The organism is Streptosporangium brasiliense, from assembly GCF_030811595.1.
Classification (GTDB): Bacteria; Actinomycetota; Actinomycetes; order Streptosporangiales; family Streptosporangiaceae; genus Streptosporangium; species Streptosporangium brasiliense.
Map to the genome: position 1 here is coordinate 7,209,425 of NZ_JAUSRB010000002.1, position 24,214 is coordinate 7,233,638.

Consider the following 24,214-nt stretch of genomic DNA (forward strand, 5'->3'; position numbering starts at 1 on the left):
CGGTATAGTAATACCAACCCTATCCTCGGAGCATGGTCCGCCAACCACTCACACCTGAGCAGATCGAAGCAGGCAGGCGCCTCGGCGCCCTGCTGCGCCACGCGCGAGCGGGACGCGACCTGGCGGAAGTCGCGCACGCGGCTGGTATCTCGCCGGAAACCCTGCGCAAGATCGAGACCGGACGGCTGCCGTCCCCCGGGTTCGGCACGATCGTCTGCCTCGGCGAGGCACTCAACGTGCCGGTTCAGGAGTTGGCAGCTACCTGGCGCGGCAACGACCTACCGCTGGAAGCCGTCTCGTAGCCGCTGTTGCGCCCGCCCGCGGAGTCCCGGTGGGCCGGCCCGGCCTGGTGACGCGGCGGGCGACGGCGGGTAGTCGTCGACGGTCATGGAGTTGTAGAGGCGTGCGCTCCTGGTGGTGAGGCGGACGAGGGCGCGGCTGGGCCCTGCGGGCAGGGCGGAGATCAGGCGGGCGCCCTGGGCCAGTCCCCACACGCCGAGGTGCGAGGTGGGGATCAGGGTCTTCGCCGCGCTCAGCGCGGCCGCGTGGCTGCCACGCACGTGCTCGGCCATTGCGCGCTCGTAGGCGGGGAAGGCGCGCTCGTGGTCACCGTCCGCCCGCGCCAGCTCCCCGGCGAGGACGTACGCGCCGACAACGGCCAGGCTGGTGCTGCCGCCGACGGCCGGGCCGGGGCAGTAGCCCGCGTCGCCGACGAGCGTCACCCTCCCCCGCGACCAGGTGTCCATGCGGAGCTGGGTGATCGAGTCGAAGTAGAACGCCGGGGTGCGGTCCAGCTCGTCCAGCCAGCGGTCCACGTCGGCGTGCATGCCGTCGAACGCACCGCGCAGCAGCTCCTTCTGCCGGGGCACGTCGTGGTGATGGTAGTGGAGCTCGCGCTCGCTCCGGAACAGGAACAACGCCCGCGCGTCGCCGAGGTGCCGCGCGCCGTACATGCCTGCAGTGCGGCCGACGCCGACGTGGATGAGGAGCTCGCCGTCGAGCCTGGAGACGTTCGGCAGGGTCAGCACCCCGAGGTAGGCCCCGGTGAAGGCGCTGAAGCGGGACTCCTTGCCGAAGACGAGGCGACGCACGTTGGAGTGCAGCCCGTCCGCGCCGACGACGAGGTCGAAGCGGCGCGGCGCGGCGTTCTCGAACCGCACTTCGCCGTCGGGCGAGATCGCGCTGATCGAGTCGCCGAAGACGTACTCGACGTCGTCTCGCGCGGCGTCGTAGTAGATCTCGCTCAGTTCGTCGCGCATGATCTCGACGTGCCGGTCGGAGGTGGCGCCGAAGATCTTGGAGAGGTCCACCCGGACGGGGCGCCGTGCGCCCTCCTGACAGACGGTCATCCGGTCGGTGCCGGTGGCCCGCTCCTCGATGCGTGGGAGCACGCCCATCTTCTCCGAGATGTTCATCGCGGGCCGGAACAGGTCGACCGCGTGTCCGCCCGTCTTGCGCGGTGCGGGGGCCCGCTCCACGACGGTGACCTCGAAGCCGTATCTCGTGAGCCAGTAGGCCAGCACCGGACCGGCGACGCTGGCGCCGGAGACGAGAATCCGCATGGCATCCCTCCTTCTTGTCATTCAGCCCACCCGTACGGCGTGGATCGCGGTGAAGGCCAGCAGGGGGGTGGCGGTCCGCGGCGGATCCTCGAGCAGGGGCGAGTGCCCAAGTCCGGGCAGCAACTCGACCTTCGCGCCCGGGACAGCGCGGTAGTCGGAGGTGGATGAGGATCGCCACCTGCGGTCGTCCTCGCCGAAGATCACCAGTAGCGGCTTGCCCAGGACCGTCAGCCGATCCGGGAGCGTCTGCTGCTCCATGTAGTGGCGGGTGGCCTGCATCGTCGTGGTGAGCGTGTGGTAGGTCATGGCGCGCACCTCGTCCAGGAGCTCTTGTGGGATCTGGTAGCCCGCGCGGCTGAAACCGGTGCTCGCGAACCGGCGGAGCTGCTCGTCCGTCGGCGGCCACTGCGACGGTCCGAACGCGGCGGACTCCGGTGCGATGAAGGCGTCCAGGCTGGGGCCGGTGTTGATGAACGCGAGCGCGGTCACCAGGTCGTGGCGCTGTTCGGCGAGGGCGGTGGCGACCGCGCCGCCGCTGGAATGGCCGACGACTACGGCGTGCTCGACGCCGAGCCGGTCCAGGGCCGCGCCGACCCTGCGTGCCTGGTCCGGGAGCGCGTAGCTGCGGTCGGCCGGTTTGGCCGACCGGCCGTGCCCGAGCAGGTCGATCCGGATGACGCGGTGAGATCCGGTCAGCAGCGGAACCATCGGGTCCCACGATCGGGTCGAGGATGCGGACCCGTGGACGAGCAGGAGTGCGGGGGCGTCGCGGGGGCCGTCCTGGCACACGTAGATGTCGCCGTCGTCCATGGGCAAGGTCGAACTCTCGGTGGCCTCGGTGCCGCCGTTCATGTGCGGTCCGCCGTCAGAAACAGTCATGAGCCCACTGTCGCCGCCGGTACGCGCCGGCGGATTGGACAAATGTTCCCCTCCGTCGGCTCGCTAGCATGGGACGGTGCGGACGTTCGTGCATGATGCGGTTGTGTGGGACGTCGCGTGCCCGCGGCGGCCCAGCCGGGTGGCCGGTGTCACCATGGCCGGGTTCCGGGTCCGTGACCTGGACGCGCTCCGGATGGTCCCGCACCCGGCCGTGACGCTGCTTCTGGAGTTCGGCGCCGGTACGCCTGTCCTGGACGATGCCGCCGGGCGGCAACAGCGGGGAAGTGTCGTCGCCGGGCCCGGGCTCGGGTCCGGAGGCGCGGTCCGGGCGCGGGGTGAGAACGTCGAGTGCGTGCAGGTGCGCCTGTCCCCGGTGATCGCACGCGCGGTTCTGGGCGTCTCCCCCGCCGACCTCGACGGCGCCGTGGTGGCTCTCGAGGACCTGTGGGGCCGGGAGGCGTCCCGGATCCGTGAGCAACTGGGTGACGTCTCGTCGTGGCAGGATCGTTTCGCGTTGGTGGACGCGCTGCTTGCCCACCGGCATGGGGCGGGGCCGCCGGTGGAGCCGGAGGTGGCCTGGGCCTGGCACCGGATCGTCGGCAGCCGTGGTCTGGCCCGGGTCGACGGACTCGCGGCCGAGGTCGGGTGGAGCCGTAAGCGGCTGTGGTCCCGGTTCCGCTCGCAGCTCGGCCTGCCGCCCAAGCGCGCCGTGAAGCTGGTCCGCTTCGACCATGCCGCCCACCGCCTGGTCGCGGGTGAAGGCGCGGCCCGGGTCGCGGCGGACGCCGGCTACGCCGACCAGTCCCACCTGCATCGGGACGTCATGGCGTTCACCGGGGCGACCCCCGCGACCGTGGCCGGCGAGCCGTTCCTCGCCGTTGACGACATCGCCTGGCCCAGCCGCGGAACACCCGCCATGCCTCACCTCTCCAGGGATCTCCGGCTCGGTCGCCGCCCGGAGACGGGACGGCTACCGCTGTGAACCTCGCCGCGGTCACCTGCGCCGGACGGGTCCGGCGCCGCTCGATCGACCACTGGGCCAGGAGACGGAGAAAAGGTCACACCGCCGCTGGACGGCTCCGACCTACGCCTGCTCGCCGAGCGGGACGGCCGCTGCCCACTCTGCGGAGAGCATCTCCTCGCCGCCGACCAGGGTCGATGAACCGGTGAACCCGTTGCGGCGCGGGGCCTCGGTGGCGGTCGGACCGGCCACCGAAGCTCCTACGACCAGAGGCGAGAAAGCTGGTTCACGACGTGGTCAGCTGGATCGCCAGGGCCGGGCAGATGCGGGCGGCCTCACGGACGTCCTCCCGCAGTCCCGGTCCCGGGCTGTCGTGAAGGAGCGCGACGATGCCGTCTTCGTCGCGCTGGCCGAACATGTCGGGGGCGATGAGGACGCACTGCCCCGAGCCGATGCAGGCGTCTTGATCGACGGTGACCTTCATCCACTTTCTCCTTCGGAGATTTACCAGGTGACGGGCAGTTCGCGGACACCGTAGAAGACGGCGTGATGTTTGAAAGTCAGGTGTTCCAGCGGCACGGCCGGGGCCAGCGTCGGGATACGCCGGTAGAGGGTGCCGTAGACGACCTGCAGTTCCACTCGGGCCAGTGACTGGCCCAGACACTGGTGAGCGCCGTAGCCGAAGGCGACGTGGTGGCGGGCCTTGCGGCGGACGTCGAGAGTGCCGGGAGCGGGGAAGGCCGACGGGTCGCGGTTGGCGATGCTTTTCACCACGATGATGCCTTCCCCCTTGCGGATCAGCCGGCCGCCGATCTCGAGGTCCTCCCGCGCGACGCGGCGGGCCTCGGTGTGGGTGATGGACAGATAGCGCAGGAGTTCTTCGACGGCGCTCGCCACCAGCGCCGGATCCCCGTCGCGCACCGCTGCCAGTTGCTCCGGGTGCGCCAGCAGCGCGGCCGTACCCAGCGCGATCATGCTCGCGGTGGTGTCGTGCCCGGCCACCAGCAGGAGCTGACCCATCGTGGAGATCTCCCGCCGGGTCATCGCGCCGCTGCGATACTGTCCGACGGCCAGCCTGCTGAGGACGTCGTCGCCCGGTTCGGCGTTCTTGCTGTCCACCAGGGCGTCCAGGTAGACGTTCAGTTCCTCGCTGGCGGCCATGGCCTGTGCGGGGTCGCCCTCGTCCATGACCAGCGCGCCCGCCACGCGCTGGAAGAAGGCGCGGTCGGCGTAGGGCACCCCCAGCAGTTCGCAGATCACCAGCGTGGGAACCGGTAGCGCGATCGCCTCCACCAGGTCGGCCGGGTTCGGACCGGCGAGCATCTCATCGATGAGGTCATCGACGATCTGCTGGATCCTGGGCCGCAGCGCTTCCATTTTTTTGATCGTGAAGTCCGCGGTCATGAGCCGCCGCTGCGCGATGTGCTCCGGCGCGTCCATCTGCATCAGCGTCTTCATCTGCGCGTCGCGGGCCTTGCTCACCGCGTTGGTGTGCGGGAAGCCGGGTTCTGCGACGTCGACGCTGGCGCGCGGATCGGCGAGCACCGCGCGGGCGTCCGCGTAGCGGGTGACCATCCAGGGGGTGCTGCCGTCCCACAGTCTCACGCGTGAAACCGGCGCTTCCCTGATCCGCCGGCCCAGCTCCGGTGCCGGATCGAACGGACACCGCGCCGCACGGGCCATCGGGAACAGCTGGGGCTCTGACAGGTCGTCAGCCATGGGATCTCCTTGTTTCGAATTGCGGTCGGCGATGATGTCGGGCATGCGCTGAACAGGGGATCGAGGTCCTGAGCCGGGCATCGGGTCACGAGCCTCGGTGAGGCGGGGCTTGATCGGCGGGCTCCTTCCGATCCGTGCGATTGGCGGCTTGTGCGGTGAGGGCGCCGACCGCGCAGATGATCGCGAGCCCGAACAGCACGTACCGTGCCGCGTCGAGCATCGACCCGCCCAGATTGATCAGGACCCCGGCCACCGCCGTGCCGAACGCGATCGCCAGGCTCGTCACGGTGGCGATCGCCGCGGCCGCCCGTCCGCCCTCCTCCGGATCGGAGGTGCTGGACATCGCGGCCACGGACAGGTGCGGGTAGGCCAGGCCGATTCCCGCCCCGGCGACGAACAACACCGGCACCCAGACCAGCACCAGCCAGATCGGCGTGTCCTCGCGCTGCAACAGCCCCTGAACGACGAGGCCGAGCGCCAGCAGCACCGGGCCGAGCACACGCAATCGGCGCACCGCACGCTGCCCTGTCACCGATGAGCTGCCGATCTGGGTGAGCGACCAGCCGAGCGAGATGGCCGCGGCGAAGAACCCCGCCGCGACGGGTGGCAGCCCGGCCAGCCGCTGGCCGAACAGCGGTAAGAACGACTCGACCGCGACGCCGAAGGCCAGCAGTCCCAGCGTCAGGTAGACCCACTTCAACGACGAACCCCTCTGGTACGTCGTCCGCGGGAAGATCCGCAGCTCGCTGCGCCGCTCATGTACGACGAATCCGGCCACCAGCAGCAGCGCCACCGCGATGCCGGCGGCCTTCGCCGGCGTGCCGGCCACGACCCCCGACACGCTCACGGCCCCGGCGGCCCCCGTGATCAGCAGCAGCGACCCGGCCGGGATCGGCACCCGCCCGCCGCCGCGTTCGCCGCGCGGCAGCACGCGGGGTACGAGCGCACCGCATCCGGCCCCGATCACCGCCATCGCCGCGAACGCCAGCCGCCACGACCCGAACTGGGCGAACAGGCCGCCGAGCGCCGGGCCGGCGAAGTTGCCGACGCCGTACATCGCCGACATCAGCGCGGCGCCGCGCGTCCAGAGCCGGGCCGGCAGGGCTGATCGGATGACGGCGAATCCCAGCCCGGACAGCAGCCCGGCGCCGAGCCCCTGCACGCCTCGGGAGGCCAGCAGCAACGCCATCGCCGGGCTCAGCGCGCAGGCCAGCGAGCCCGCGGTGAACATGGCGAAGCCGAGAAGGTAGGCGCCGACGTTCCCCCACAGTGACAGGGACCGGCCGGTGAGCATCGTCGCGATCACCATGGCGACGAGGTAGACCGTCATGTTCCAGGCATAGAAGCTCGCGCCGCCGAGATCGGCCACCGCGGTCGGCAGCAGGCTCGCCGCCAGATAGATGTTGATCGCACCGACAAGCACTCCGCCGGCCAGCACGACAGCCGCGCCGAGATACTCCCGGCCCAGCAGTTCCCGCCACGCGGGCGGGGCGGAAGGCGAGGTATGGCTCATGCGCCCACCCCCACGATGCGTCGCGGGGCGCCTGGCACTCCCTCAGGTCCGCGCCCGCCGGCCAGGGCCGAGGAACTGTTCCGCGCGTCGGGCGACCCGCAGCGGAGCCGCGGGACGGATGTCTCGATGCCGGGCTCCGCGCCGCCGGGCTGTTCGTAGTAGCCACTCATGGCTTCAAGCCTGTCGTTGAACAGGTCCCGGAGACTTCCCACCGCGTGTCGTCCACGGTGCTGGACCGATGGAGGAAAAGCCTCAAGCCGCGGTGGAACCCTGCCCCCGCTCGCCCTGCGGGAAAACGGGAGGCGCTCTGGGGCGAGGCCTCGATGCTCATCCGGCCCGACGGCCGGCACTTCGTCCTCTTCCGTTTCACCGACCTCGCCCAGGTCGAGGACCGGCTCCGAGTCTTCGAAGACCGCTACAACGCCACGGCACAGCCGTTCCAGTGGAAGTTCGCCACCTCCGGCCTGGACGATCTACCGGCCAGGCTTGACCGGCACGGGACATGATCAGTTGAGAACCCGGAGAAATCGCAGGCCGTATGGAGGAAGGCGGCGGGGCCGCCCAGGTGGTAGACGCGTTCCCGCGGCTCGATGCCCGTCCAGGAACTCCTGCGGAGGAAGTCGCCTGGAGCGCTTAGCGCACGATCTCGCATGGATGTTCCTCAACCCCTGTATCGCCTTCTTTCTCGGCTCGGCATGCCAACGAACTGACCAAAAGAACCGATTTGGTCAGTTCGTTGGCTAGCATGGCCTGGAAGCCTGTGAAAGGAGTCGTCATGACCGACGTCGGCAAGGGCGGCCGGGCGCTGGTGGTCGGGCTGGGGATCGCCGGCATCGCCACCGCGTTGCGGCTGCGCCAGGTCGGGTGGGAGCCGGTGGTGGTAGAGCGGGCGCCCGCGCGCCGCTCCGGCGGTTACTTCATCATGCTGTTCGGCGCCGGCATCGCCTCGGCCCGGCGGCTGGGCGTGCTGGAGGCCATCGGCGACCGCAGCGGACCCCATGTCACCAGCTACGAGGTGGACCGCGCGGGGCGCCGACGTCCCGGCATGAACCCCTCCCTCATGGCCGGGGGTCCCCGGCCGCTGCTGCGCGGCGATGTGGAGCGGGGCCTGTTCGCGGCGCTGCCGGACGATGTGGAGATCCGCTACTCCACCGTCCCCACCCGCATCACCGAGGACGACGCCGCGGCGGAGGTGACGCTGCACGACACCGCCTCCGACACCACCGTCACCGAGCGCTTCGACCTGGTGATCGGCACCGACGGCATGCGCTCGACGGTGCGCAGGCTCGTCTTCGGCCCCGAGGAGGAGTACCTGCACCCGCTGGACTACATGGTCGGCGCCACCGTGCTGGACGGCCCGGTCGACGGCTTCAGCCTGCACGAGGGCCTGGTCCTGGCCGAGCCGGGCCGCTCGGTGTGGGCCTTCCCGTTCGCCGACCACGCCCCGAGCCTGCTGTTCTCCTACCGCACCGGCGACATCGACGCCGAGTTCCGCCGCCCGCCCATCGAGTCCATCCGCGCCGCCTACGGCCCCGAACCCACCGGCCCCTTGCTGGAAGGGCTGCTGACACGCTACGAGCAGGCACCCGACGCGCTGTTCGACTCGGTGCAGCAGGTCAAGATGCCGCGCTGGCACCGCGGCCGGGCCGTCCTGATCGGCGACTCCGCCTGGTGCGTCACCCTGTACGCGGGCATGGGCGCCTCCAGCGGCATGGCCGGCGGCGAGCTGCTGGGCACCATGTTGCAGCGCCATCCCGGTGACCTGCCCGGGGCGTTGCGGGCCTGGGAGGCGCGGATGAGGCCGTTCATTCACCTGCAGCAGGAAAGCGCCCTGCCCGGACGGCGCATCTTCACCCCGCATGACCGTAAGGAGCAGCTCCTGCGAGCTGGGATGATGCACCTGATGCGGATGCCGGGCGTCGGCAAGGCCATGGGCAGGAGAATGTTCAACAACAAGGACATGCGGGCCAAAAACCTCGACGTTGCCGCCCTCTGACCGAAGCCGAACATCCTGACAGCACGAAAACGGAGGACAGCACGGTGAGCCAGCTGATCGAGCACCACTCGCGCAAAGCCGCCCGCATCCTGGACAGCGCACGCGAGCTGGTGACCGATCACGGCGTGCGCAAGGTCACCGTCAGCGAGATCGCCGCAGCGGCAGGGGTCGGCAAGGGCACCGTCTACCTGTACTGGCCCACCAAGGAAGACCTCATCCTCGGCCTGTTCGCCCGCGAACTGCTGGCCTTCCTGGAGGCGGTCATCGCCGGCATCACCGCCGACCCCGCCGCCGTACTGCCGCGCCACCTGGCCCCGCTGCTGATCCGCACCGGGCTGCGCTCCCCGCTGGCACGCCGCCTCACCACCAAGGACGCCGGCCTCCTGCGGCTGCTCACCGAGCAGGCCGGCGACCGCGATCTGTTCGACCGCACCCAGCCCAGCGCCATGTGCGAGGCGGTCATGCCGATCCTGCGCCGGCACGGACTACTCCGCCAGGACCGCCCGCCGGCCGACCAGTCCTACGCCATGCACGCCGTGCTCGTCGGCTTCGGCACCACCATGTCCGCCCCGGACTCCGCCCCGCCCAGCGCCGGCGACCCCGGCGATGTCCTCGCCGACACCGTGGCCCTGCTCCTCGAACCCGCGGCCGCACCCGCCGAACAGGCCGTCACCGCGGCCGCCGACGACACCATCGCCGCCTTCCGCCAGACCAGGGACGCCGTCCTGGACATCATCGGCCGCAGCCAGACCCTCCCGTAGGTGATCGGTGATCGGTTGGGAGGGCAGCCGGATCAGATCGCCCACGCGGATCCCGGTGCGCATGAGCACGACCACCGCCGCCCGAGTGCCGTCATCGGCCGGCAGGTCGAGGTTGCCGTCCTTCTCGAGTTGAGCCATCACGTACTCGCTGAGCGCGCGCGGTTCGGCCTCCTCGACCTTGCTGAAGTCGTCGAGGTGGAAGACCGCGGTGGGTGGGATGGGCGCCCAGTCGGATCGGCGGCAGTCCTGAATGAACACCTTGACGCAGCCGATCCGCCGGTTACGCGTGCGGAGATGCAACGGCGTGGTCCGCATCCACGGCAAGGGCGACAGCGTACGCACCGTGCTGCTGGATGAGCACGGCTATGTCACCCTGCTCAAGCTCTACCTCGCCCGCGCCGGCTACGCCACCGGGCCGCTGTTCCGCGCTTCCGTCAACATGACATGGACACTGCGACGCGGTTCAAGCCATGAGCAGGCGGAGGCCGAGATCTGCCGTGTCGAGGTCGGCGAGGTCGCTGTTGCGCTCGGCCCACCGGCCGGAGTCGAGGTCGTCGCTGAGGCTCCGTACCGCCCGCTGCTCGGCCTCCGGCCCGACCCTCGTCCACACCGACATCGCACGGCGCACGTGATCCTCCAGATACGCCCCCGGTCGGCGCCAGTACGCCTCGAACAGGCCGTCAGCGCAGTCCCACGGGATGGGCACCGGCTCAGCGCGGGCGCCGATCGCGTCGGCCATCCCGGCAAGCGAGGGAAATTCTGCGAGGACGGCGGCGAACTCGGGCAGGTGGTCGCGGGTGAGCCAGAACCGGTCCTGCCATCCGGGCTCGTCGGTGTCGAACGTGAGCACCACCACGCGGCGGGCCACGCGCCGCATCTCGCACAGCCCCGCCATCGGGTCCCCCCAGTGGTGAACGGTGGAGACGGCCATCGCGACGTCGAAGGAGTGGTCCTCGAACGGCAGGCTCTCCGCGGCGGCGGCCACGCACGGCGCCGAGCCGGGAGGCCGCTGCCCCCGCATGACCGCCGATGGCTCCACCGCGGTCACGTCGCGATCAGCAGGCTCGTAGGAGCCGGTGCCGGCCCCGACGTTCAGCACCGTCTGCGCGTCCCCGAGCGCGTCCCAGATCTGCGCGGCGATCCGCGGCTCGGTACGCCGTGTCGCGGTGTAGGCGCCGCCGATCGCGTCGTACAGCCGTGCACCGAGCACCTCCAGTTGCTCCTCCGGTGTCACCTTCAGCCCTTTCGCCCGCGCCTCAAGTTCCCTGTCGATGGCCGCCACCATGGCGTCAGCGCGATCACGCTGCTCCAGCAGCAGGCCGCGCAGTCGGCGCAAGCGCGCGACCGCGTCGGTGGACGGGTCGCCGACCAGTTCCGCAACCTCCCGCAGCCCGAAGCCCAACCGCCGGTAGGCCAGCACCTCCCGCAGCCGCTCCACGTCACCCGCCGAATAGGCCCGGTACCCGGCCACGGTCCGCGCCGACGGCCGAACGAGACTGATCTCGTCATAGTGATGCAGCGTGCGGACGCTCACGCCGGCCAGCTCGGCCACGCGTCCCACGGTCCAGTGATCCTCCACGGCACCGACTATGCGGCCTGACGCCACGTGAGGGTCAAGAGCCTCACTCACGGCTGCAAGAGCCGAACGCGGAGCAGCGGTCCGCGGCGACTCCTGCGGGCCGTGCCGGTGCAACGGCCAAGCGCGGGAAATGCTGCGGAATCGCACGCCGACTCGATCGAGAAATGCTTACGTACCGCGGCGTCGATGCCCAACCCCGCCACGGACATGGCCGACTTCGGGACTGTATGTTTTCGGCGCAACCCCTGGTCCGGAGGAGCGCTGGTCCCTGCCGTACCGCGTCCTGCTGGACGATTCCGGCGCCCGAGGCGAGCTGGACCGGTCACGATGCGCGATCGACCCGGTCAGCGTGCGCGCGGTCAAAGGAGAAACCTGACCGGCTCCTTGGACCGTGACCCATTTGGCCGTCAGTCGTTCAGTCATTTGTGGATGCGTTTCTCGACTGCTGGTGGCGATCATGAGCCTGGACCCGACCGGCAAGGGCCACAAACGCTGGATCACCCGCTGGAAAGCCGCTCTCAACGCTTTTGCCATCACCTTCGAAGGCCGCTCGATCTCGACCACCCGACAGAACTGATTCAAATGAGTTACCCCGTTTACTGGACACACCCCGACACGACAAGGGGCCGACGCACCGCTTTTCCGAATTGCTCTGCAGATATCAAGTCCGGCGGCCGGATTGTGGTCCTCGAATCCAGAATGCTCGCCTTGAAATCGCCGCGACATATCGCCGGCGTTCCGAGTTGTCTCGGTCTCAGGAATACCTGGTGCCGCAAGAAATTCTTCGGCACGGACGTCATCCTGTGAGCCACCAAGCCGAGACGAGGATGTTGATCGGGCTCCCTTTATATTTGCCATAATGAGTGGGCGTAACGCTCGCAGGTGAAATCGTCATGCTGGTCAAGGAGGCAACGCATGCTGAAGAAGACGCAAGTCGGCCGGGCAGAGTTACGCCCGAGGCTGGTGGCAGCCGGCTGGGACTATCTTGCGATCGTCGCCTGGCTGACCCTGCTTGCCGTGGTGTTCGTCCCGCTGCACCTAGCGGGAGCAGGGGTGTTCGATGGGCTCGGCATGGTGAGCACCGATCTACTGATCACTGGGCTGACCGCGCTGCCTGTCGGGGCGTGTCTGACCATCGGGGAGGCGGGGCGGCGCCAGGCCACGTGGGGCAAGCGACGGGCCGGGCTCGTTGTGGCTACGGTCAGCGGGGAGCGGCCCGGTACAGCACGGATCGTGGTACGCAACGTTGTGAAGTTGCTTCCGTGGCAGTGCGGTCACATGGCGGTGTCCCGGCTGGCACGCGGTCACGAAGTGATCTTCGCCATGCCCCTCCTGGTCGCGGCGTACGCCCTGGCCGGGGTCTCGATCGCGCTACTGCTGGTGCGCCGCGACCGGGCCGCCCTGCACGACCTTGTGGCGGCCACACGAGTCGTACCGTCGCCGTGATGCTGCGGGCACCCCGGGCGTGAACGGACGGACGCCGAGCCGGCGCCCCCTGGGGTTGCCGGGCAGGCGGGCCCCCTGGCTGCCCGATGCCGTCACGGATGCGATCGAGATCAAGGGCGGGGGATGTTCCGGTCCACGAGAAGACGGCGGCGAGGCCTGGCGCGGCCGATGAAGGTTCCGCTTGGCCGGCGTCGCCCGGCAGGAGTGCCCTGAAGATCTTGACGGTCCGGCCAGGCGGAGTTTCGGGATTCAGACTCGGGTCGTGATGGGCCGTCGGAAGGTTCCGGCCGGGCCTGAGATGTGGGTCGTATGCCAGGAGTTGATTCAGAAGCCGTCGCAGCAGCCCTCCCCCAACACGACCCCGGCCACCGCTGACACCCCCCACATCACCGCGCTGGACGGCGGTAACTCCGCCCTCGACGGCCCGCTGACGCCACCGGCCGAGCGGTTGCTGCTCAAGCCCGTGCGCCGACGGATATCAACTTAGAATTTTCTTGCAATGTTGCAATATTTGTCTAACATTGTGAGGGTGCCTGGAACACACACGTGCCGGCCGCACCGAGCGTTCCCTGCAGGGCGCAGCCTGCAGCCCACTGCTCCATGACGGGCGAAGGCCAAGGGCCTCGGGTCGCTGCCCGCCCGCTCGATGGTGTGGTCCGTCTCTGCGTCGTTCCTCGTCGACGCCTACGGATTTCTCGCGGCGCGCGCCATGGGCGTGGGGAACGGGCTGGACCTGACCCCGACGGCGGGCGGCAATGCCGTGGCCGTCGCCGTCCTCGGCCGCAGCGCGACCGACACCACGACCCGCGGAACAACACGAGCCGGCGACGTTCCCGCGGCGGCCACCGGACCGATGCGCTGACCCGTCTGTCCATCCCACGTGCCTCGACCACTCATCTGACGTTCCCCTCGCCGGGGGAACCACCTGTCGAAGGGTTTCAACAGCTCCATGAACGACACCAGCAGCGCCGTGATCAATACCCCGTTCCTCTACGACAGGTCCGGTCGGCGTTACGCGGTCACCGACCGGCGCTGGCGCGGTGAGGACGGGACGCCTCTCGCACTCAGCCCGGTGCCAGGGCTCACGCCCGACCGGATCGACACCGGCGAACGCTCCCTTTGGCGCTACCAGGCCGCGATCCCGGTCTCCCCTCGACACCGGGTGAGTCTCGGAGAGGGCTTCACCCCCATGCTGCCGCTGGACTGGAACGGGCTGCGCGTCCACTTCAAGCTCGAGTGGTTCAACCCCACCTCCAGTTTCAAGGATCGCGGCATCACGGTGATGATCTCCCACCTGCGCGGACAGGGAGAGACGCACGTCCTTGAGGACAGCTCCGGCAACGGCGGCTCCTCGGTCGCGGCCTACGCGGCTGCCGCCGGGATTCACGCCAAGATCATCGTCCCCGCAGCGACGTCGGCCGCCAAGATCCTTCAGGCACGCGCGTACGGCGCCCAGATCGAACTCGTCGGAGGCACCCGGGACCAGGTGTCCGACGAGGCGATCCGTCAGTCTGAGCAGATCCCCTATGCCAGCCACAATTGGCACCCGTTCTTTCTGCAGGGCACCAAGACGATCGCCTACGAGATGTGGGAGTCGCTCGGATTCAGGGCGCCTGACAACATCGTGCTCGTAGCGGGTGCGGGCAGCAACATCCTCGGCTGTGACATCGCGTTCAGCGAGCTGCTCGAAGCGCGTCAGATCGACCGACGCCCCAGACTTCTGGTCGGCCAACCGGAGCACTGGGCCACCATCGCGGACACGGTGAACGGGATCGATCCGCAGAGCCGAGGACCGCGGGTCCCGACGATCGCGGAAGGAGCCTCCATCGCCAACCCGGTCCGGCTCCCGGAGGCCGTCGAGGCGATCCGTCGCTCAGGTGGTGCGGCCGTGGCAGTCACCGAGGACCAGATCCGTACAGCCGTGCGCAAGTTGGCCTCGCGTGGCCTGTACGCCGAGCCGACCAGCAGCGTCGCTGCAGCGGCCCTCGATCACTTCCTGGCCGACGGCACCATCGGCCCTGACGAGACCACCGTCGTCGTCCTCACCGGCGCCGGACTCAAGTCCGCGGAGAAGATGGCTACCGTCTTCGACACCGACAGCAATCCAGACGAGGAGAGCCGCGCGTGAACCATGACGACCCCGACGAGCACCTTCTGCTCGAAGCCGAGAAGATCGCGATCGCGATCGGCCGCATGTTCCCAGGCCTGTGTGAAGTGGTCCTCCATGACCTGCGCCAGCCAGAGCACGCGATCCGCGTCATCGAGAACAACCTGTCCGGACGCAAGGTGGGTGACTCCGCCACCGAGCTGGGGCTCCGCCGGATCGCGGACCCGAACTACCCCAGCGTGATCCAGAACTACCCCAACCAGTTCCCCGACGGCCGTCCGGTCAAGAGCACATCGATCGGGATCAAGAATGCCGAGGACCGCTACGTCGCGGCACTCTGCCTGAACCTCGACGTGTCGACCCTCTCCCCCATGATGCTCAGCCTGGCCAACCTGGTGGCAACCGAGGTCGAGCACCGAGGCGAGGCATTGGAGACCCTGCGAGACCGTACAGCGCGGGAGTTGCGTGACGTCATCGAGACGTTCGCCGCCGAACGAGCCGCCACCCCACGAGCACTCAGCCGTGCCGCCAAGAAAGACCTTGTCAGGCAACTGCACCGTGACGGCTACTTCGCCTCCAGGAGTTCCACCGAGACCATCGCAGACCTGCTCGGGATCTCCCGGAGCACCGTCTACAACTACGCCAAGCAGTCCTGACCACCGCCCCCTGGCGCCGTCGCCGGCACCCGCTGCCGCGCCACCGATCCGGGAATGTCCCAGGGAACGGGATCTTCCAGGGGATTGCTGCTGAGGCAGCAAATGCCTCCGCGTACCAACCGCCGGCGATTGGATTCCAGACACGCACCGCCTCGGCGGGGTCGATGGTCAGTAGGGCGCCCCCGTCGGCGCGCATGAGGGCCACCGTCGTCCTCACTTCGCCGGTTGAGGCACCGTCACCTCCCGGGCTTCGGGTAGGTGCAAGATCAATGCGTCACCGGCCAGATGGGCGGCCGGACCTCCGTCGGCCGCTCATCCGTCGAGGGCGTCGGCCATCCGGTCGAGATCGGCCAGTAGGGCGTCCAGGCGGCGGTCCGGGATAGCGCCGATCATGCGCTGTTCGACCGCGTAGACCACCGCGCGCGCCGCGGTCAGGCGGCGCTTCCCCTCCTCGGTGAGGTGCACCGGCAGAGCCCGGCCGTGGTCGGCGGCGGCGGGCCGGGTGACCAGCCCGCCCTCCTGCAGGCCGCGTAGCACGACGCTGGAGGACTGCCGCGTGACGAAGGTGCTCCGGGCCAGTTCGGCGCCTGAGATCCCCGGCCGTTCGTCCAGCAGTTCCAGGCAGGAGTACTGCGGCACGGTCAGGCCGTGCTCGCGCAGCGCCCTGTCCATGGCGCCGCGCAGCGCCGCGGCGGCCCGCTTGAGCCGGTACCCCACATGCTCGGTGATGTCCCCGGCCGCGTGCGGCGGAGCGGGTTTCCCCCCCTGTTCCATGTCAGTATTTTGACATAGACGACGGGCTGAACCTACCATCGAGATGTCAAAGTCCTGACATGAAGCTTCGATCCCAGCCCCTCCCAGGAGCACCCATGACCGCCACCGTCACCGGCCCCGACTTCCTTGCCCTGCAAGTGCGCGACCTCGAGGCCGCCGCCGTCTTCTTCGAGCAGCATCTCGGCCTGGTCCGGGCCCCGGCCGCACCCCCGCACGCCGTGGTCTTCGCCACCCAGCCGATCCCGTTCGCCGTCCGCGAGCCGCTGCCCGGGGTCGACCTCGACAGCGGACAGCCCGGTATCGGCGTCGCCCTGTGGCTCGCCGCCGACGACGCCCAGGCCCTGCACGACCAGCTCGCCGCCGCCGGCGTGCCCATCCTCACCGCGCCGCAGGACGGCCCCTTCGGCCGGATGTTCACCTTCCGCGGCCCCGAGGGTTACGCCCTCACCGTGCACGGAGGCTGAACCCGCAGCTCGGCGCTCTCCGCCGTGACTCCGAGCCGCGCGCCTGCGACGAGTACGGATTCCGCCGAGGCGGGAACGTGGTGCAGCGGTCCGACAGCCTCGGCGAGGTAGCTATGCGCCGTGGGATGACACCGACACCTTGTCCTTCTCCGGCGTCTTCTCGCGTGGCACGGCGGCCACGGTCGCCGTGCCGGCCGGCACCGTGACGAGGCCCATCCCCGCGCCCACCGCTCCCATGGTGAGTGCGAGCACGGCGAACGGGGTGGTGACGGTGACGAGGGAGAGACCGCCCAGGCCGGCGGCCATGACGGCAAGTCCGGCGGCGATGGTGTTCCGGGGGCCGAACCGGGCGGTGCTGCGGTCGCTGGTGCCGGCGGTGGCCGCCATCGACAGCGCGAACGGCAGAGCCCCGAGCCCGGCCGCGAACGGGCTGAATCCGTGGACGAGTTGCAGGTACTGGGTGTAGCCGAACAGCACGCCGAACAGGGCGAAGAAGGTGATCCCGAGGATGCCGCTCGCGACGCTGAACGTCCGGTCGGCGAACAGCCGCACGTCGACCGTCGGGTGGGCGGTGCGCAGTTCCCAGTGGGCGAACGCCGTGAGCAGCACGGCCGCCGCCGACGCCATGGCCAGCGCCTCAGGCCTCCGACCAGTGCGCGGCGGCGCCTTAACCGGGCGCCGAGGCTGCCCGCGGTGATCAGCGTCGCGGCGAACACCAGGGTGTAGGCGTTGTTGATCCACTGGAGGTCGGCGGTGGAGGCCGGCAGTGCCTCGGCGAGTGCGGGCAGGGCCGTGTTGAGCACGGTGTTGTCGATGGTGGTGACGGCCAGCGCCAGGCAGAGCGCCGTCAGTGCGGGTCTGCGGCGCGGGTGACCTGACTCCGGGTCGGGCGTGTCCTCGATGCACATGATGTCCTTATGGACATAAGCTTACTGGTGTTAGCTTAATGACGGGACGCTACAGCGATCGGCTAACACCTGTAAAGTTGCGGCCATGAAGAAGGCCCCCACAGCTACCGAGCTCCCCGCCGACCAGGGCGAGGACGCTTCGCCCCGGCCGCGGAACCGGCGCGGGCAGGGCCTGCTGCTACGCGAGGAGATCATCCGGGCGGCGACCGCCCTCATCGTCCGCACCGGCTCCGACCAGGCCGTCACCCTGCGCTCCGTGGCCCGCGAGGTCGGCATCGCCGCCCCCTCGATCTACGCGCACTTCCCCGACCGGGACGCCATCGTCGAAGCGGTCGTCATCGAGGCGATCACGCAACTCCACCAGGCGGTCACCGCCGCCGTCACAGCGCACGACGACCCGGTAGAGGCGCTGCTCGCAGGCTGCGCCGCCTACGTCGACTTCGGCGTCCGCGAACCCGCCCGCTACCGCGTCCTCTTCGGCTGGGCCCGCCCCAAGCCCGAAGCCCCCGCCGCCGACGTCCCCGGCCGCCAGGGACTCGACGCCTTCCGGACCCTCGTCGACAACCTCGACGCCTGCGTACGCGCCGGCCGCTCGTCCAGCACCGACCCCTTCGCCGACGCCGTGACCCTCTGGACGGCCCTCCACGGCCAGGTCACCCTCCGTGCCGACCTCCCCGACTTCCCCTGGCCCCCCACCGGCACCGTCGAACAGATGGCCCGCCGCCTCGGCCGCATCAACCCTTGACCTGTCCGGCGGAGCGAGGCGTCGCCCGTTCCAGGCCATGCACAGCAGCACCACCCCGTCGGCCTGCCGCAAGTTGACGCTCACCACAGCCAGGTCCGGGCCATGCCCGGCATGCCGCCGGACCGCGCCGACGACCCGGGTCGCCGACAGGGTCACGCGCGGGCCAGGCGCAGCTGCCCGTGTAGTGGATCTGTCCCCCTAAAAGGGGACTTGGCATGAGATCATCTTGCGGGTCAGGCTGGCTCATGCGGGAGTGGGACATGATCAAGATCGCGGTCGTCGACGATCACGATCTCATCCGTCACGGCCTGGAGCACCTCCTGCACAGCACCGGCGAGTTCGAGGTGGTGCTCAGCGGCCGCGACCTTGACGTCCTGGACGGCCGGACCGATCTGGACGTGCTCATCCTGGACCTCTACCTCGGCGTCGACGAGCCTTGCCTGATCGCCATAGCCGAGCTGTCGCCGCTGTACAACGTGCTGGTGATGTCCGCCTCCGCCAGGCCGGACGACCTGGTGCACGCCATCCGGGCCGGCGCCCGGGGGTACGTGACCAAGAGCGACCCGGCCGAGCTCATGACCACCGCACTGCGCACCGTCGCCGCCCGGGGCTTCTACCTGTCGGCGGGACTCGCCGACATCCTGCACGCGCACCTGGCCGCTCCGGCGCCGGACCCCGAGCCGATCGTACGGCTGGCGCCGCGCGAGGAGGAGACGCTCGCCTACATCGCGCAGGGCTTCACCTACGACCAGATCGCCCGGCGCATGGGCATCAAGAAGTCGACCGTCGACACCCACATCGAACGCATCCGGCGCAAGCTGCAGGTGGACAACAAGGCCCAGCTGATCGCCGCGGCGCTGCGCCGGATCGAGCGGAGGAGATGAGCGGTCCCGGGGAGGCGCGCCAGCGCACCGAGAGCGCGCTGGCCTGGACGGTCATCCTCTTCCGCGTCGCCGCCTTCGCCGAGGTCGTCGCGCTCAATTTCGTGGGCGACAGCGGGCTGCGCAGGCAGGTGCCGGGGTTCGCGCCCGCGCTGGCCGTCCTGGGCCTGGAGAGCGCGCTCGTCGTGGCCCTCACCTGGCGGCGCAGGAGGGTGCCGCCCGCCTGGCTGATCATCACTGACTCCGTGTTGACCGCTGCGATCGCGATGACGATGACCATGGTCGCGGGCAGCGCGATCAAGGACTCCGGACCCGATTTCATGCTGCCCTACATGCTGCTGGTCTCCATCGGCATCGGCGTGGCCTTCCGCACCCTGCGGGCGGCCCTGGCGGCCACCGTCCCACTGGCGGCCGCCTACCTGTACATGCAGGCCTGGAGCGGCTTCTTCTGGCTGGGCGCGGTGCCGCATACCATCGGTTTCTGGGTCGACTCCGCCATCGCCTGGTCCGTCGCCGCCCTGCTGCGCCGCAACGCCACAGAGCTGGACGAGACCCGCGAGCAGGTCGCCAGGCTGGCCGCCGAGCAGGAACGCACCCGCAACGGGCGCATCCTGCACGACCGGGTGCTCCAGACGATGGAGGCGCTGGTGCGCGACGGATGGCTTGCCGACGAGAAGGTCCGTGCCCACGTCGCCGCCGAAGCCCGCTGGCTGCGCGGTTACGTGCGTGGCGACCACGACAGCTCCGGCAGCAACCTGACCGCCGCTTTGGAGGAGGTCGTCGAGCAGGCCATCCGCGCCGGGCTGACGGTCGATCTCAACGCGGCGGGACTGCGCGCCGCCGGCGCCGTGCTGCCCGTGGCCACCGTCGAGGCGCTGTCCGGGGCGGTGCGCGAGGCCCTGACCAACGTGCGCAAGTACGCGGGCACCGGGCAGGCCGTGGTCCGGGCGCGGGTGGAGGGCGGCCTCGTGGTCGTCGGAGTGCTCGACCACGGCGTGGGATTCACCTCGCGTGGCCGGGGAGTGGGACTGCGTGAGTCCATCGAGGGGCGCGTCGCCGAGATCGGCGGGAGCACCTCGGTGGAGTCCGCGCCGGGGGAAGGCACGCTCGTGGAGCTGCGTGTCCCCCTTTGAGCCCGGGAGTGTCCCGCGATTTCCCGACTGTCGGGGCATGGGAACCGCTGTGGAAACTGATCGGCATGAAACGATCCATCGCTCAGGCGGCGGCCGTCCTGCTGGCCGTAGCCGGACTGACCGCGGCCCTGCCCGCCTCCGCCTCCGCCGCCGGGCCCCGTTGCCAGGGCTACGGGTGCGACGCCACGCTGGCCTCCACCACCGGCTGCAACGCCGGCTCCTATGTACCGAAGAAGGAAGGCGCCAAGGTCACCACCGACCGCGGGGTGTTGCGGGTGTTCTGGGGACCCAGATGCTCCACCAACTGGGGCGCTTTTGACCCCACCGTCGCCGGGGTTTACAAGGTGTCGATCTACCGCGAGGAGGTCGGCGATCGGCCGTGGATCGGCCACGGAAGGCCGCCGCAGCGAGTCCATGCCAACGAGATCCCGGGGGTCCGCCTGCGCACGACCATGTTCTACGCGCCCGAAGCCCAGGTAATGGTCTGCGTGGACGTGCCCGCCGAGGGGCGTGTCACAGCGGGCAGCTGGACCAGGCACGCGTGCACGGAGTGGATCTGACCCTGGGCGCCGCTCTGCTGAACGGAGGCGGGCAGGGCAGCACACCCGGCCCCTCCACGGAATGCGCCACAGCTTCAAGGACAGCAAGATCACCAAGATCTGGTACGGCAAGGCCTACCACGTGGGGCCGCGCTCGGCGACCCCGGCGGCTGCCGACGGGTCCGCCCGGGCCTTCGAGCAGCGGGCCCGGCCGGTCTACGCCGACACCGTCAACCGTGATCTGTCGGTATGAGCCGCTGCCGGCCGGGGCGCGCCCGCGGCCGGCAGCCACCAACTCGATCATCGGCATCGAGCGCCGACTCGCGCTGCGATCCGCTCCACGCCGTCCACGACAGACAGCCATCCCGAAATCACGTCATCAAGCGATGACGTCACACTAAGGAACAAGAAGATGCTCAAGCGCGTCACGGCACTGCTCGCGGGAACTCTCATCGCCGTCACCATGGTCAGCGACCCTGCCCAAGCCGATGAGGATCTGCCGTCGGACGGCACCTGGCAGTATGTCGGCCCTTACAGCGCCGCATGGGTCTGTGAAGCCGTCAGGTCCTACGACTACAACCACATCACCAGGGCCTGCTTCGACCTCGCCGCCCCCTGGAACGGCAATTCGTGGTACTACGTGCGGTTGATCTGAACCTCTTCCCCCATGACGACCGTGATCCGGACGGCCTGGCCGGTACCGGGCACCGTCGTCCGCTTACGGGTGATGGCCATGCCGGGAATGCGGCCGACGACGTCGTCTCCGAGACGTTCCTCGCCGCGTTCAGGCAGCGCCGCGACTACGACATCGCCCGTCCGGAGGCCCTCCCCTGGTTGTACGGCATCGCGACCAACTTCATCCGTCGGCATCAGCGCGCCGAGATACACCGCTACAAGGCGTACTCGAAAATGGGCGTGCTTCCCGACGCCGACGACGCCGCCGAACAAGCTCTTGAGCGGGCGAGCGCGCATGCCGTACGCCGCCCTCTCGCCCATGCGCTCGCCTCACTGAAGGCCCGCGAGCGCCGCCGAGGTCCTGAGGCTGGCGGCCGAGGCCGCGGCCTCCGCCCCGTGGCCGGAACCCCGCGACGACCAGCACCTCCACTACGAGCGGATCGCGGAGTCGCGCAGCGAGAACGGGGTTCCCAACGTCCTTCCGCGCCACATTACGGGCGAGGTCTGGGAGTCCGTCGACGGCCCCGCCCAGAACTCATCTGGCACAAGCCGGCGAAGTCCATCCCCCAGGGCCGCGAGTACAAGGAACTCCTGCCCCGGTGCCCCAGCCGCACCCATGGCGGCCCCGCCTACGCCGAGCTCCATGGGTGGCCGACCGACCAGGAGCAGCTCCGGCACAAGCTGGCCGAACACGGTAACGAGATGGAAGAGCTCAAGGACGCCACCGGCAAATCGGGCATCGCCGTGACCCGGGTGGACAACCGGGGCCGCGAATCCCTCATCTTCGACAAGACCACCTACGTCCTCCTGGGCGGCCAGGAACTCGCGCCGGGGCGAGGGCGTGCACTCTGGTCCATGACCTGTCCGCAGATCACCGACGTACTCCCGGCCTGGTCCAAGTCCCTGAAGCCGAGAAACTGCGTCTGAGTCTGCGCTCACCGACCGCTCGGGCACCGGCACCGTGTCCTCCACCAGCCCCAGGTGCAGCGTCTTGACGCCCAGGCGGCGATCGTGCGGGTCACGCAGCAGGTGATCCTTGAGCACCTGATGGTGCGGCGGGCCGAACAGCACGGGGTGCCGTATCGGCACGACAGTCTTGACTGGCCTACCGGGAGAACCTCAAGTTGGCTCGGGGCAGTTGAACGACGATACGGAGTCCACCCGCAGGGCGCGGGACGACGGTGAGGGATCCGTCGTGTACTTGGGTGATGCTCTTGACGATCGCCAGGCCGAGGCCGACGCCTGCGTGGTCGTTGCGTATTCTTCCGGTGCCGCGCTGAAACGGTTCGGTGAGCGTCGAGACCAGCTGTGGGGACAGCTCCTCACCGGTGTTCTCGACAGTGAGCACCACGGTCTCGGGGCGGACGCTGGTCTTCACCCACACGGCGCCCTGTTCGGGCAGGTTGTGCACGATGGCGTTGTGCACAAGGTTCGTCGTCATCTGCAGCAGGAGCGCCTGCGACCCGACAGCCGGGGTAATGTCACCGGAGGTGTGGATGGTGACACCGCGTTTCTCGGCGAGCGGGAGCAGTGTCTCGGTGGCCTCGTCCACGAGTAGGGACAGGTCGACAGGTTCTCGGGTGAAGGACCGCTGCTCAGCGCGGCTGAGCACGAGTAGCGCCTCAGTCAGGTCGATCGCTCGAGCGTTGACGGCGTGAAGGCGGTCGACGAGTTCGCCGTGGTCGTGTGTCGGATCATTGCGGGCCACGTCGAGAAGTGACTGCGAGATCGTCAGCGGGGTGCGCAGTTCGTGAGAGGCGTTGGCTGCGAATCTCTGCTGTCCGGCGACGTGTGCTTCGATCCGTGCGAGCATCGTGTCGAAGGCGTCGGCGAGTTCGCGGAACTCGTCCTTGCGGCCTTCCAACTGGATCCGGTGGGAGAGCGACCCGTTCGCGGCCATGCGTGCAGCGTCCGTGATACGGGTCAGCGGGGCGAGCATGCGGCCGGCGAGAATCCACCCTCCCAGGAGACCGAACACCAGCAGGAAGATCAGCACCGTGCCCACGGCCGGCGCGAAGTCGTGCAGGAGAAGGAAGCGTTTGGGAACTGACCCCGGGGTAATCCTGGTCGCACCGTCGACACGCAGGAACACCCACACCGCCGCGAGCAGCAAGACGCCGGCAAGCATGAGGAATCCGGCGTAGCTGAGGGTGAATTTGAGGCGGACGCTCAACCCGAGCACTCTATCCACGGTCTCCTGCCTCACGCCCGGTGCCGGGTGCCGGGTCGATGCGGTAGCCGGCGCCGGCCACGGTGGCGATGATCCCGGGTCCGCCGAGGCGTTTACGCAGTGCCGAGACGGTGATGCGCACGGCGTTGGTGAAGGGATCGGCGTTCTCGTCCCACGCTCGCTCCAAGAGTTCTTCGGCGCTGACGACACCGCCTTCGGCAGCGACGAGGACTTCGAGCACGGCGAACTGTTTCCGGGTGAGCGCGACGTAGCGGCCGTCGCGGTAGACCTCGCGGCGGAACGGATCCAGCCGCAGACCCGCGATCTCTCGCACAGGCGGCCTGTTGTACGCGCGCCTGCGGTCGAGTGCTCTGAGACGGAGCACGAGTTCTTGGAGTTCGAAGGGCTTCGTGAGGTAGTCGTCGGCGCCGAGCCCGAACCCGGTGGCCTTGTCGTCGAGCCGGTCGGCAGCGGTGAGCATGAGGATGGGCGTGCCGCTGCCGGAGGCGACGATGCGCTTGGCGACCTCGTCGCCGGAGGGGCCGGGGATATCGCGGTCGAGGACGGCGATGTCGTAGGCGTTGATGCCCAGCAGTTCCAGAGCGGTGTCACCGTCACCGGCGATGTCGGAGGCGATCGCTTCCAGGCGTAGGCCATCGCGGACGGCTTCTGCCAGGTAGGGCTCGTCCTCGACGATCAACACACGCATGCTCTCGAGGCTACGCGCCGGAGCATATCGTCGGCAT

29 protein-coding genes and 1 pseudogene are annotated in these 24,214 nt (G+C 69.4%); 19 read left to right on the top strand and 11 right to left on the bottom strand.

Annotated elements, in window-relative coordinates; all coding sequences use genetic code 11:
* Positions 1–32: 32 nt before the first annotated feature.
* A complete protein-coding gene (locus tag J2S55_RS41875) occupies positions 33–302 on the top strand; it encodes a helix-turn-helix domain-containing protein (RefSeq protein WP_306872794.1) in 270 nt (89 codons plus the stop codon).
* Here the strand turns inward: J2S55_RS41875 and J2S55_RS41880 are convergent.
* Positions 279–1,562: an FAD-dependent monooxygenase gene (locus tag J2S55_RS41880; protein WP_306872796.1), complete on the bottom strand. Its 1,284-nt coding sequence runs from the start codon at positions 1,560–1,562 to the stop codon at positions 279–281. The genes J2S55_RS41875 and J2S55_RS41880 overlap by 24 nt on opposite strands.
* Before the next feature lie 21 nt (positions 1,563–1,583).
* Positions 1,584–2,441 (bottom strand): alpha/beta fold hydrolase, encoded by an 858-nt coding sequence (locus tag J2S55_RS41885; protein WP_306872798.1) that lies wholly within the window; start codon positions 2,439–2,441, stop codon positions 1,584–1,586.
* Positions 2,442–2,529: 88 nt separating this feature from the next.
* On the opposite strand from J2S55_RS41885, the gene J2S55_RS41890 reads away from it, so the two are divergent.
* The gene (locus tag J2S55_RS41890; RefSeq protein WP_306872801.1) at positions 2,530–3,423 is read left to right on the top strand and encodes a helix-turn-helix domain-containing protein; all 894 of its coding nucleotides are present in this window, start codon (positions 2,530–2,532) and stop codon (positions 3,421–3,423) included.
* A gap of 102 nt (positions 3,424–3,525) precedes the next feature.
* Here the strand turns inward: J2S55_RS41890 and J2S55_RS41895 are convergent, their stop codons facing one another.
* From J2S55_RS41895 to J2S55_RS41910, 4 genes are all read right to left on the bottom strand, one after another.
* Complete coding sequence (locus J2S55_RS41895) at positions 3,526–3,654, bottom strand: hypothetical protein (RefSeq protein WP_306872803.1); 129 nt, start codon at positions 3,652–3,654, stop codon at positions 3,526–3,528.
* Positions 3,655–3,688: 34 nt separating this feature from the next.
* On the bottom strand, positions 3,689–3,886 hold the full coding sequence (locus J2S55_RS41900; RefSeq protein ID WP_306872806.1) for a ferredoxin: 198 nt from the start codon (positions 3,884–3,886) through the stop codon (positions 3,689–3,691).
* 20 nt (positions 3,887–3,906) lie between these two features.
* On the bottom strand, positions 3,907–5,121 hold the full coding sequence (locus J2S55_RS41905; RefSeq protein ID WP_306872809.1) for a cytochrome P450: 1,215 nt from the start codon (positions 5,119–5,121) through the stop codon (positions 3,907–3,909).
* A gap of 85 nt (positions 5,122–5,206) precedes the next feature.
* Positions 5,207–6,634, bottom strand: coding sequence for an MFS transporter (locus J2S55_RS41910; RefSeq protein WP_306872811.1), 1,428 nt, complete (start codon positions 6,632–6,634; stop codon positions 5,207–5,209).
* A gap of 323 nt (positions 6,635–6,957) precedes the next feature.
* Between J2S55_RS41910 and J2S55_RS41915 the strand changes: the two genes are divergently transcribed.
* The 3 genes from J2S55_RS41915 (at position 6,958) to J2S55_RS41925 (ending at position 9,391) form a co-directional block, all read left to right on the top strand.
* Positions 6,958–7,140 (top strand): hypothetical protein, encoded by a 183-nt coding sequence (locus J2S55_RS41915; RefSeq protein ID WP_306872815.1) that lies wholly within the window; start codon positions 6,958–6,960, stop codon positions 7,138–7,140.
* 269 nt (positions 7,141–7,409) lie between these two features.
* Positions 7,410–8,630 (top strand): FAD-dependent monooxygenase, encoded by a 1,221-nt coding sequence (locus tag J2S55_RS41920; protein WP_306872818.1) that lies wholly within the window; start codon positions 7,410–7,412, stop codon positions 8,628–8,630.
* A gap of 44 nt (positions 8,631–8,674) precedes the next feature.
* Positions 8,675–9,391, top strand: coding sequence for a TetR/AcrR family transcriptional regulator (locus J2S55_RS41925; RefSeq protein WP_306872821.1), 717 nt, complete (start codon positions 8,675–8,677; stop codon positions 9,389–9,391).
* 463 nt (positions 9,392–9,854) lie between these two features.
* Here the strand turns inward: J2S55_RS41925 and J2S55_RS41930 are convergent, their stop codons facing one another.
* Complete coding sequence (locus J2S55_RS41930; protein WP_306872822.1) at positions 9,855–10,970, bottom strand: MerR family transcriptional regulator; 1,116 nt, start codon at positions 10,968–10,970, stop codon at positions 9,855–9,857.
* A gap of 277 nt (positions 10,971–11,247) precedes the next feature.
* Between J2S55_RS41930 and J2S55_RS41935 the strand changes: the two are divergent.
* The 6 genes and pseudogenes from J2S55_RS41935 to J2S55_RS41960 form a co-directional block, all read left to right on the top strand.
* Positions 11,248–11,340: pseudogene (locus J2S55_RS41935) on the top strand (IS5/IS1182 family transposase); the annotation flags it as partial.
* 545 nt (positions 11,341–11,885) lie between these two features.
* Complete coding sequence (locus J2S55_RS41940) at positions 11,886–12,416, top strand: RDD family protein (RefSeq protein ID WP_306872825.1); 531 nt, start codon at positions 11,886–11,888, stop codon at positions 12,414–12,416.
* Between the two features lie 319 nt (positions 12,417–12,735).
* Positions 12,736–12,903 (top strand): hypothetical protein, encoded by a 168-nt coding sequence (locus tag J2S55_RS41945; RefSeq protein ID WP_306872826.1) that lies wholly within the window; start codon positions 12,736–12,738, stop codon positions 12,901–12,903.
* Between the two features lie 159 nt (positions 12,904–13,062).
* Positions 13,063–13,278 carry a hypothetical protein gene (locus J2S55_RS41950; RefSeq protein ID WP_306872829.1) on the top strand — a complete coding sequence of 72 codons (216 nt, stop codon included), beginning with the start codon at positions 13,063–13,065 and terminating at the stop codon, positions 13,276–13,278.
* An 87-nt stretch (positions 13,279–13,365) separates the two neighbouring features.
* Positions 13,366–14,544 carry a threonine synthase gene (locus J2S55_RS41955; protein WP_306872832.1) on the top strand — a complete coding sequence of 393 codons (1,179 nt, stop codon included), beginning with the start codon at positions 13,366–13,368 and terminating at the stop codon, positions 14,542–14,544.
* Positions 14,541–15,179 carry a helix-turn-helix transcriptional regulator gene (locus J2S55_RS41960; RefSeq protein ID WP_306872835.1) on the top strand — a complete coding sequence of 213 codons (639 nt, stop codon included), beginning with the start codon at positions 14,541–14,543 and terminating at the stop codon, positions 15,177–15,179. The genes J2S55_RS41955 and J2S55_RS41960 overlap by 4 nt, the downstream gene beginning before the upstream one ends.
* A 312-nt stretch (positions 15,180–15,491) precedes the next feature.
* Here J2S55_RS41960 and J2S55_RS41965 read toward each other — a convergent pair whose 3' ends face one another.
* Entirely contained in the window at positions 15,492–15,953 is a 462-nt protein-coding gene (locus tag J2S55_RS41965; protein WP_306872839.1) for a MarR family winged helix-turn-helix transcriptional regulator, read from the bottom strand.
* Positions 15,954–16,048: 95 nt separating this feature from the next.
* Here J2S55_RS41965 and J2S55_RS41970 point away from each other — a divergent pair, with 95 nt between their 5' ends.
* The gene (locus tag J2S55_RS41970) at positions 16,049–16,417 is read left to right on the top strand and encodes a VOC family protein (RefSeq protein ID WP_306872840.1); all 369 of its coding nucleotides are present in this window, start codon (positions 16,049–16,051) and stop codon (positions 16,415–16,417) included.
* A 111-nt stretch (positions 16,418–16,528) separates the two neighbouring features.
* Here the strand turns inward: J2S55_RS41970 and J2S55_RS41975 are convergent, their stop codons facing one another.
* Entirely contained in the window at positions 16,529–17,044 is a 516-nt protein-coding gene (locus tag J2S55_RS41975; RefSeq protein ID WP_306872843.1) for an MFS transporter, read from the bottom strand.
* A gap of 366 nt (positions 17,045–17,410) precedes the next feature.
* On the opposite strand from J2S55_RS41975, the gene J2S55_RS41980 reads away from it, so the two are divergent.
* The 7 genes from J2S55_RS41980 to J2S55_RS48745 all read left to right on the top strand — a co-directional run bounded on the left by J2S55_RS41980 (position 17,411) and on the right by J2S55_RS48745 (position 22,225).
* A complete protein-coding gene (locus tag J2S55_RS41980; protein WP_306872845.1) occupies positions 17,411–18,070 on the top strand; it encodes a TetR/AcrR family transcriptional regulator in 660 nt (219 codons plus the stop codon).
* 260 nt (positions 18,071–18,330) lie between these two features.
* Positions 18,331–18,954, top strand: coding sequence for a LuxR C-terminal-related transcriptional regulator (locus J2S55_RS41985; RefSeq protein ID WP_306872847.1), 624 nt, complete (start codon positions 18,331–18,333; stop codon positions 18,952–18,954).
* Positions 18,951–20,084, top strand: coding sequence for a sensor histidine kinase (locus tag J2S55_RS41990; protein ID WP_306872849.1), 1,134 nt, complete (start codon positions 18,951–18,953; stop codon positions 20,082–20,084). The genes J2S55_RS41985 and J2S55_RS41990 overlap by 4 nt, the downstream gene beginning before the upstream one ends.
* Before the next feature lie 65 nt (positions 20,085–20,149).
* A complete protein-coding gene (locus tag J2S55_RS41995) occupies positions 20,150–20,644 on the top strand; it encodes a hypothetical protein (RefSeq protein ID WP_306872852.1) in 495 nt (164 codons plus the stop codon).
* Positions 20,645–20,705: 61 nt separating this feature from the next.
* Positions 20,706–20,876 carry a hypothetical protein gene (locus J2S55_RS42000; protein ID WP_306872855.1) on the top strand — a complete coding sequence of 57 codons (171 nt, stop codon included), beginning with the start codon at positions 20,706–20,708 and terminating at the stop codon, positions 20,874–20,876.
* 159 nt (positions 20,877–21,035) lie between these two features.
* Positions 21,036–21,278 (top strand): hypothetical protein, encoded by a 243-nt coding sequence (locus J2S55_RS42005; protein ID WP_306872857.1) that lies wholly within the window; start codon positions 21,036–21,038, stop codon positions 21,276–21,278.
* A complete protein-coding gene (locus J2S55_RS48745) occupies positions 21,254–22,225 on the top strand; it encodes an RNA polymerase sigma factor (RefSeq protein WP_503167706.1) in 972 nt (323 codons plus the stop codon). The genes J2S55_RS42005 and J2S55_RS48745 overlap by 25 nt, the downstream gene beginning before the upstream one ends.
* A gap of 178 nt (positions 22,226–22,403) precedes the next feature.
* On the opposite strand, the gene J2S55_RS42020 is transcribed toward J2S55_RS48745, so the two are convergent.
* A complete protein-coding gene (locus J2S55_RS42020; RefSeq protein WP_306872865.1) occupies positions 22,404–23,480 on the bottom strand; it encodes a sensor histidine kinase in 1,077 nt (358 codons plus the stop codon).
* Between the two features lies 1 nt (position 23,481).
* Positions 23,482–24,177 (bottom strand): response regulator transcription factor, encoded by a 696-nt coding sequence (locus tag J2S55_RS42025; protein WP_306872867.1) that lies wholly within the window; start codon positions 24,175–24,177, stop codon positions 23,482–23,484.
* Positions 24,178–24,214 lie beyond the last annotated feature (37 nt).

Coding starts and splice junctions, on each gene's coding strand:
- J2S55_RS41985 (WP_306872847.1), top strand. CDS start 18,331: ATGATCAAGATCGCGGTCGTCGACGATCACGATCTCATCCGTCACGGC.
- J2S55_RS41950 (WP_306872829.1), top strand. CDS start 13,063: ATGGTGTGGTCCGTCTCTGCGTCGTTCCTCGTCGACGCCTACGGATTT.
- J2S55_RS41885 (WP_306872798.1), bottom strand. CDS start 2,441: ATGACTGTTTCTGACGGCGGACCGCACATGAACGGCGGCACCGAGGCC.
- J2S55_RS41975 (WP_306872843.1), bottom strand. CDS start 17,044: ATGGCGTCGGCGGCGGCCGTGCTGCTCACGGCGTTCGCCCACTGGGAA.
- J2S55_RS41910 (WP_306872811.1), bottom strand. CDS start 6,634: ATGAGCCATACCTCGCCTTCCGCCCCGCCCGCGTGGCGGGAACTGCTG.
- J2S55_RS41995 (WP_306872852.1), top strand. CDS start 20,150: ATGAAACGATCCATCGCTCAGGCGGCGGCCGTCCTGCTGGCCGTAGCC.
- J2S55_RS42025 (WP_306872867.1), bottom strand. CDS start 24,177: ATGCGTGTGTTGATCGTCGAGGACGAGCCCTACCTGGCAGAAGCCGTC.
- J2S55_RS41970 (WP_306872840.1), top strand. CDS start 16,049: ATGACCGCCACCGTCACCGGCCCCGACTTCCTTGCCCTGCAAGTGCGC.
- J2S55_RS41875 (WP_306872794.1), top strand. CDS start 33: ATGGTCCGCCAACCACTCACACCTGAGCAGATCGAAGCAGGCAGGCGC.
- J2S55_RS42005 (WP_306872857.1), top strand. CDS start 21,036: ATGCTCAAGCGCGTCACGGCACTGCTCGCGGGAACTCTCATCGCCGTC.
- J2S55_RS41880 (WP_306872796.1), bottom strand. CDS start 1,562: ATGCGGATTCTCGTCTCCGGCGCCAGCGTCGCCGGTCCGGTGCTGGCC.
- J2S55_RS41990 (WP_306872849.1), top strand. CDS start 18,951: ATGAGCGGTCCCGGGGAGGCGCGCCAGCGCACCGAGAGCGCGCTGGCC.
- J2S55_RS41900 (WP_306872806.1), bottom strand. CDS start 3,886: ATGAAGGTCACCGTCGATCAAGACGCCTGCATCGGCTCGGGGCAGTGC.
- J2S55_RS41915 (WP_306872815.1), top strand. CDS start 6,958: ATGCTCATCCGGCCCGACGGCCGGCACTTCGTCCTCTTCCGTTTCACC.
- J2S55_RS41955 (WP_306872832.1), top strand. CDS start 13,366: ATGAACGACACCAGCAGCGCCGTGATCAATACCCCGTTCCTCTACGAC.
- J2S55_RS41920 (WP_306872818.1), top strand. CDS start 7,410: ATGACCGACGTCGGCAAGGGCGGCCGGGCGCTGGTGGTCGGGCTGGGG.
- J2S55_RS41905 (WP_306872809.1), bottom strand. CDS start 5,121: ATGGCTGACGACCTGTCAGAGCCCCAGCTGTTCCCGATGGCCCGTGCG.
- J2S55_RS41940 (WP_306872825.1), top strand. CDS start 11,886: ATGCTGAAGAAGACGCAAGTCGGCCGGGCAGAGTTACGCCCGAGGCTG.
- J2S55_RS42000 (WP_306872855.1), top strand. CDS start 20,706: ATGCGCCACAGCTTCAAGGACAGCAAGATCACCAAGATCTGGTACGGC.
- J2S55_RS41965 (WP_306872839.1), bottom strand. CDS start 15,953: ATGGAACAGGGGGGGAAACCCGCTCCGCCGCACGCGGCCGGGGACATC.
- J2S55_RS41980 (WP_306872845.1), top strand. CDS start 17,411: ATGAAGAAGGCCCCCACAGCTACCGAGCTCCCCGCCGACCAGGGCGAG.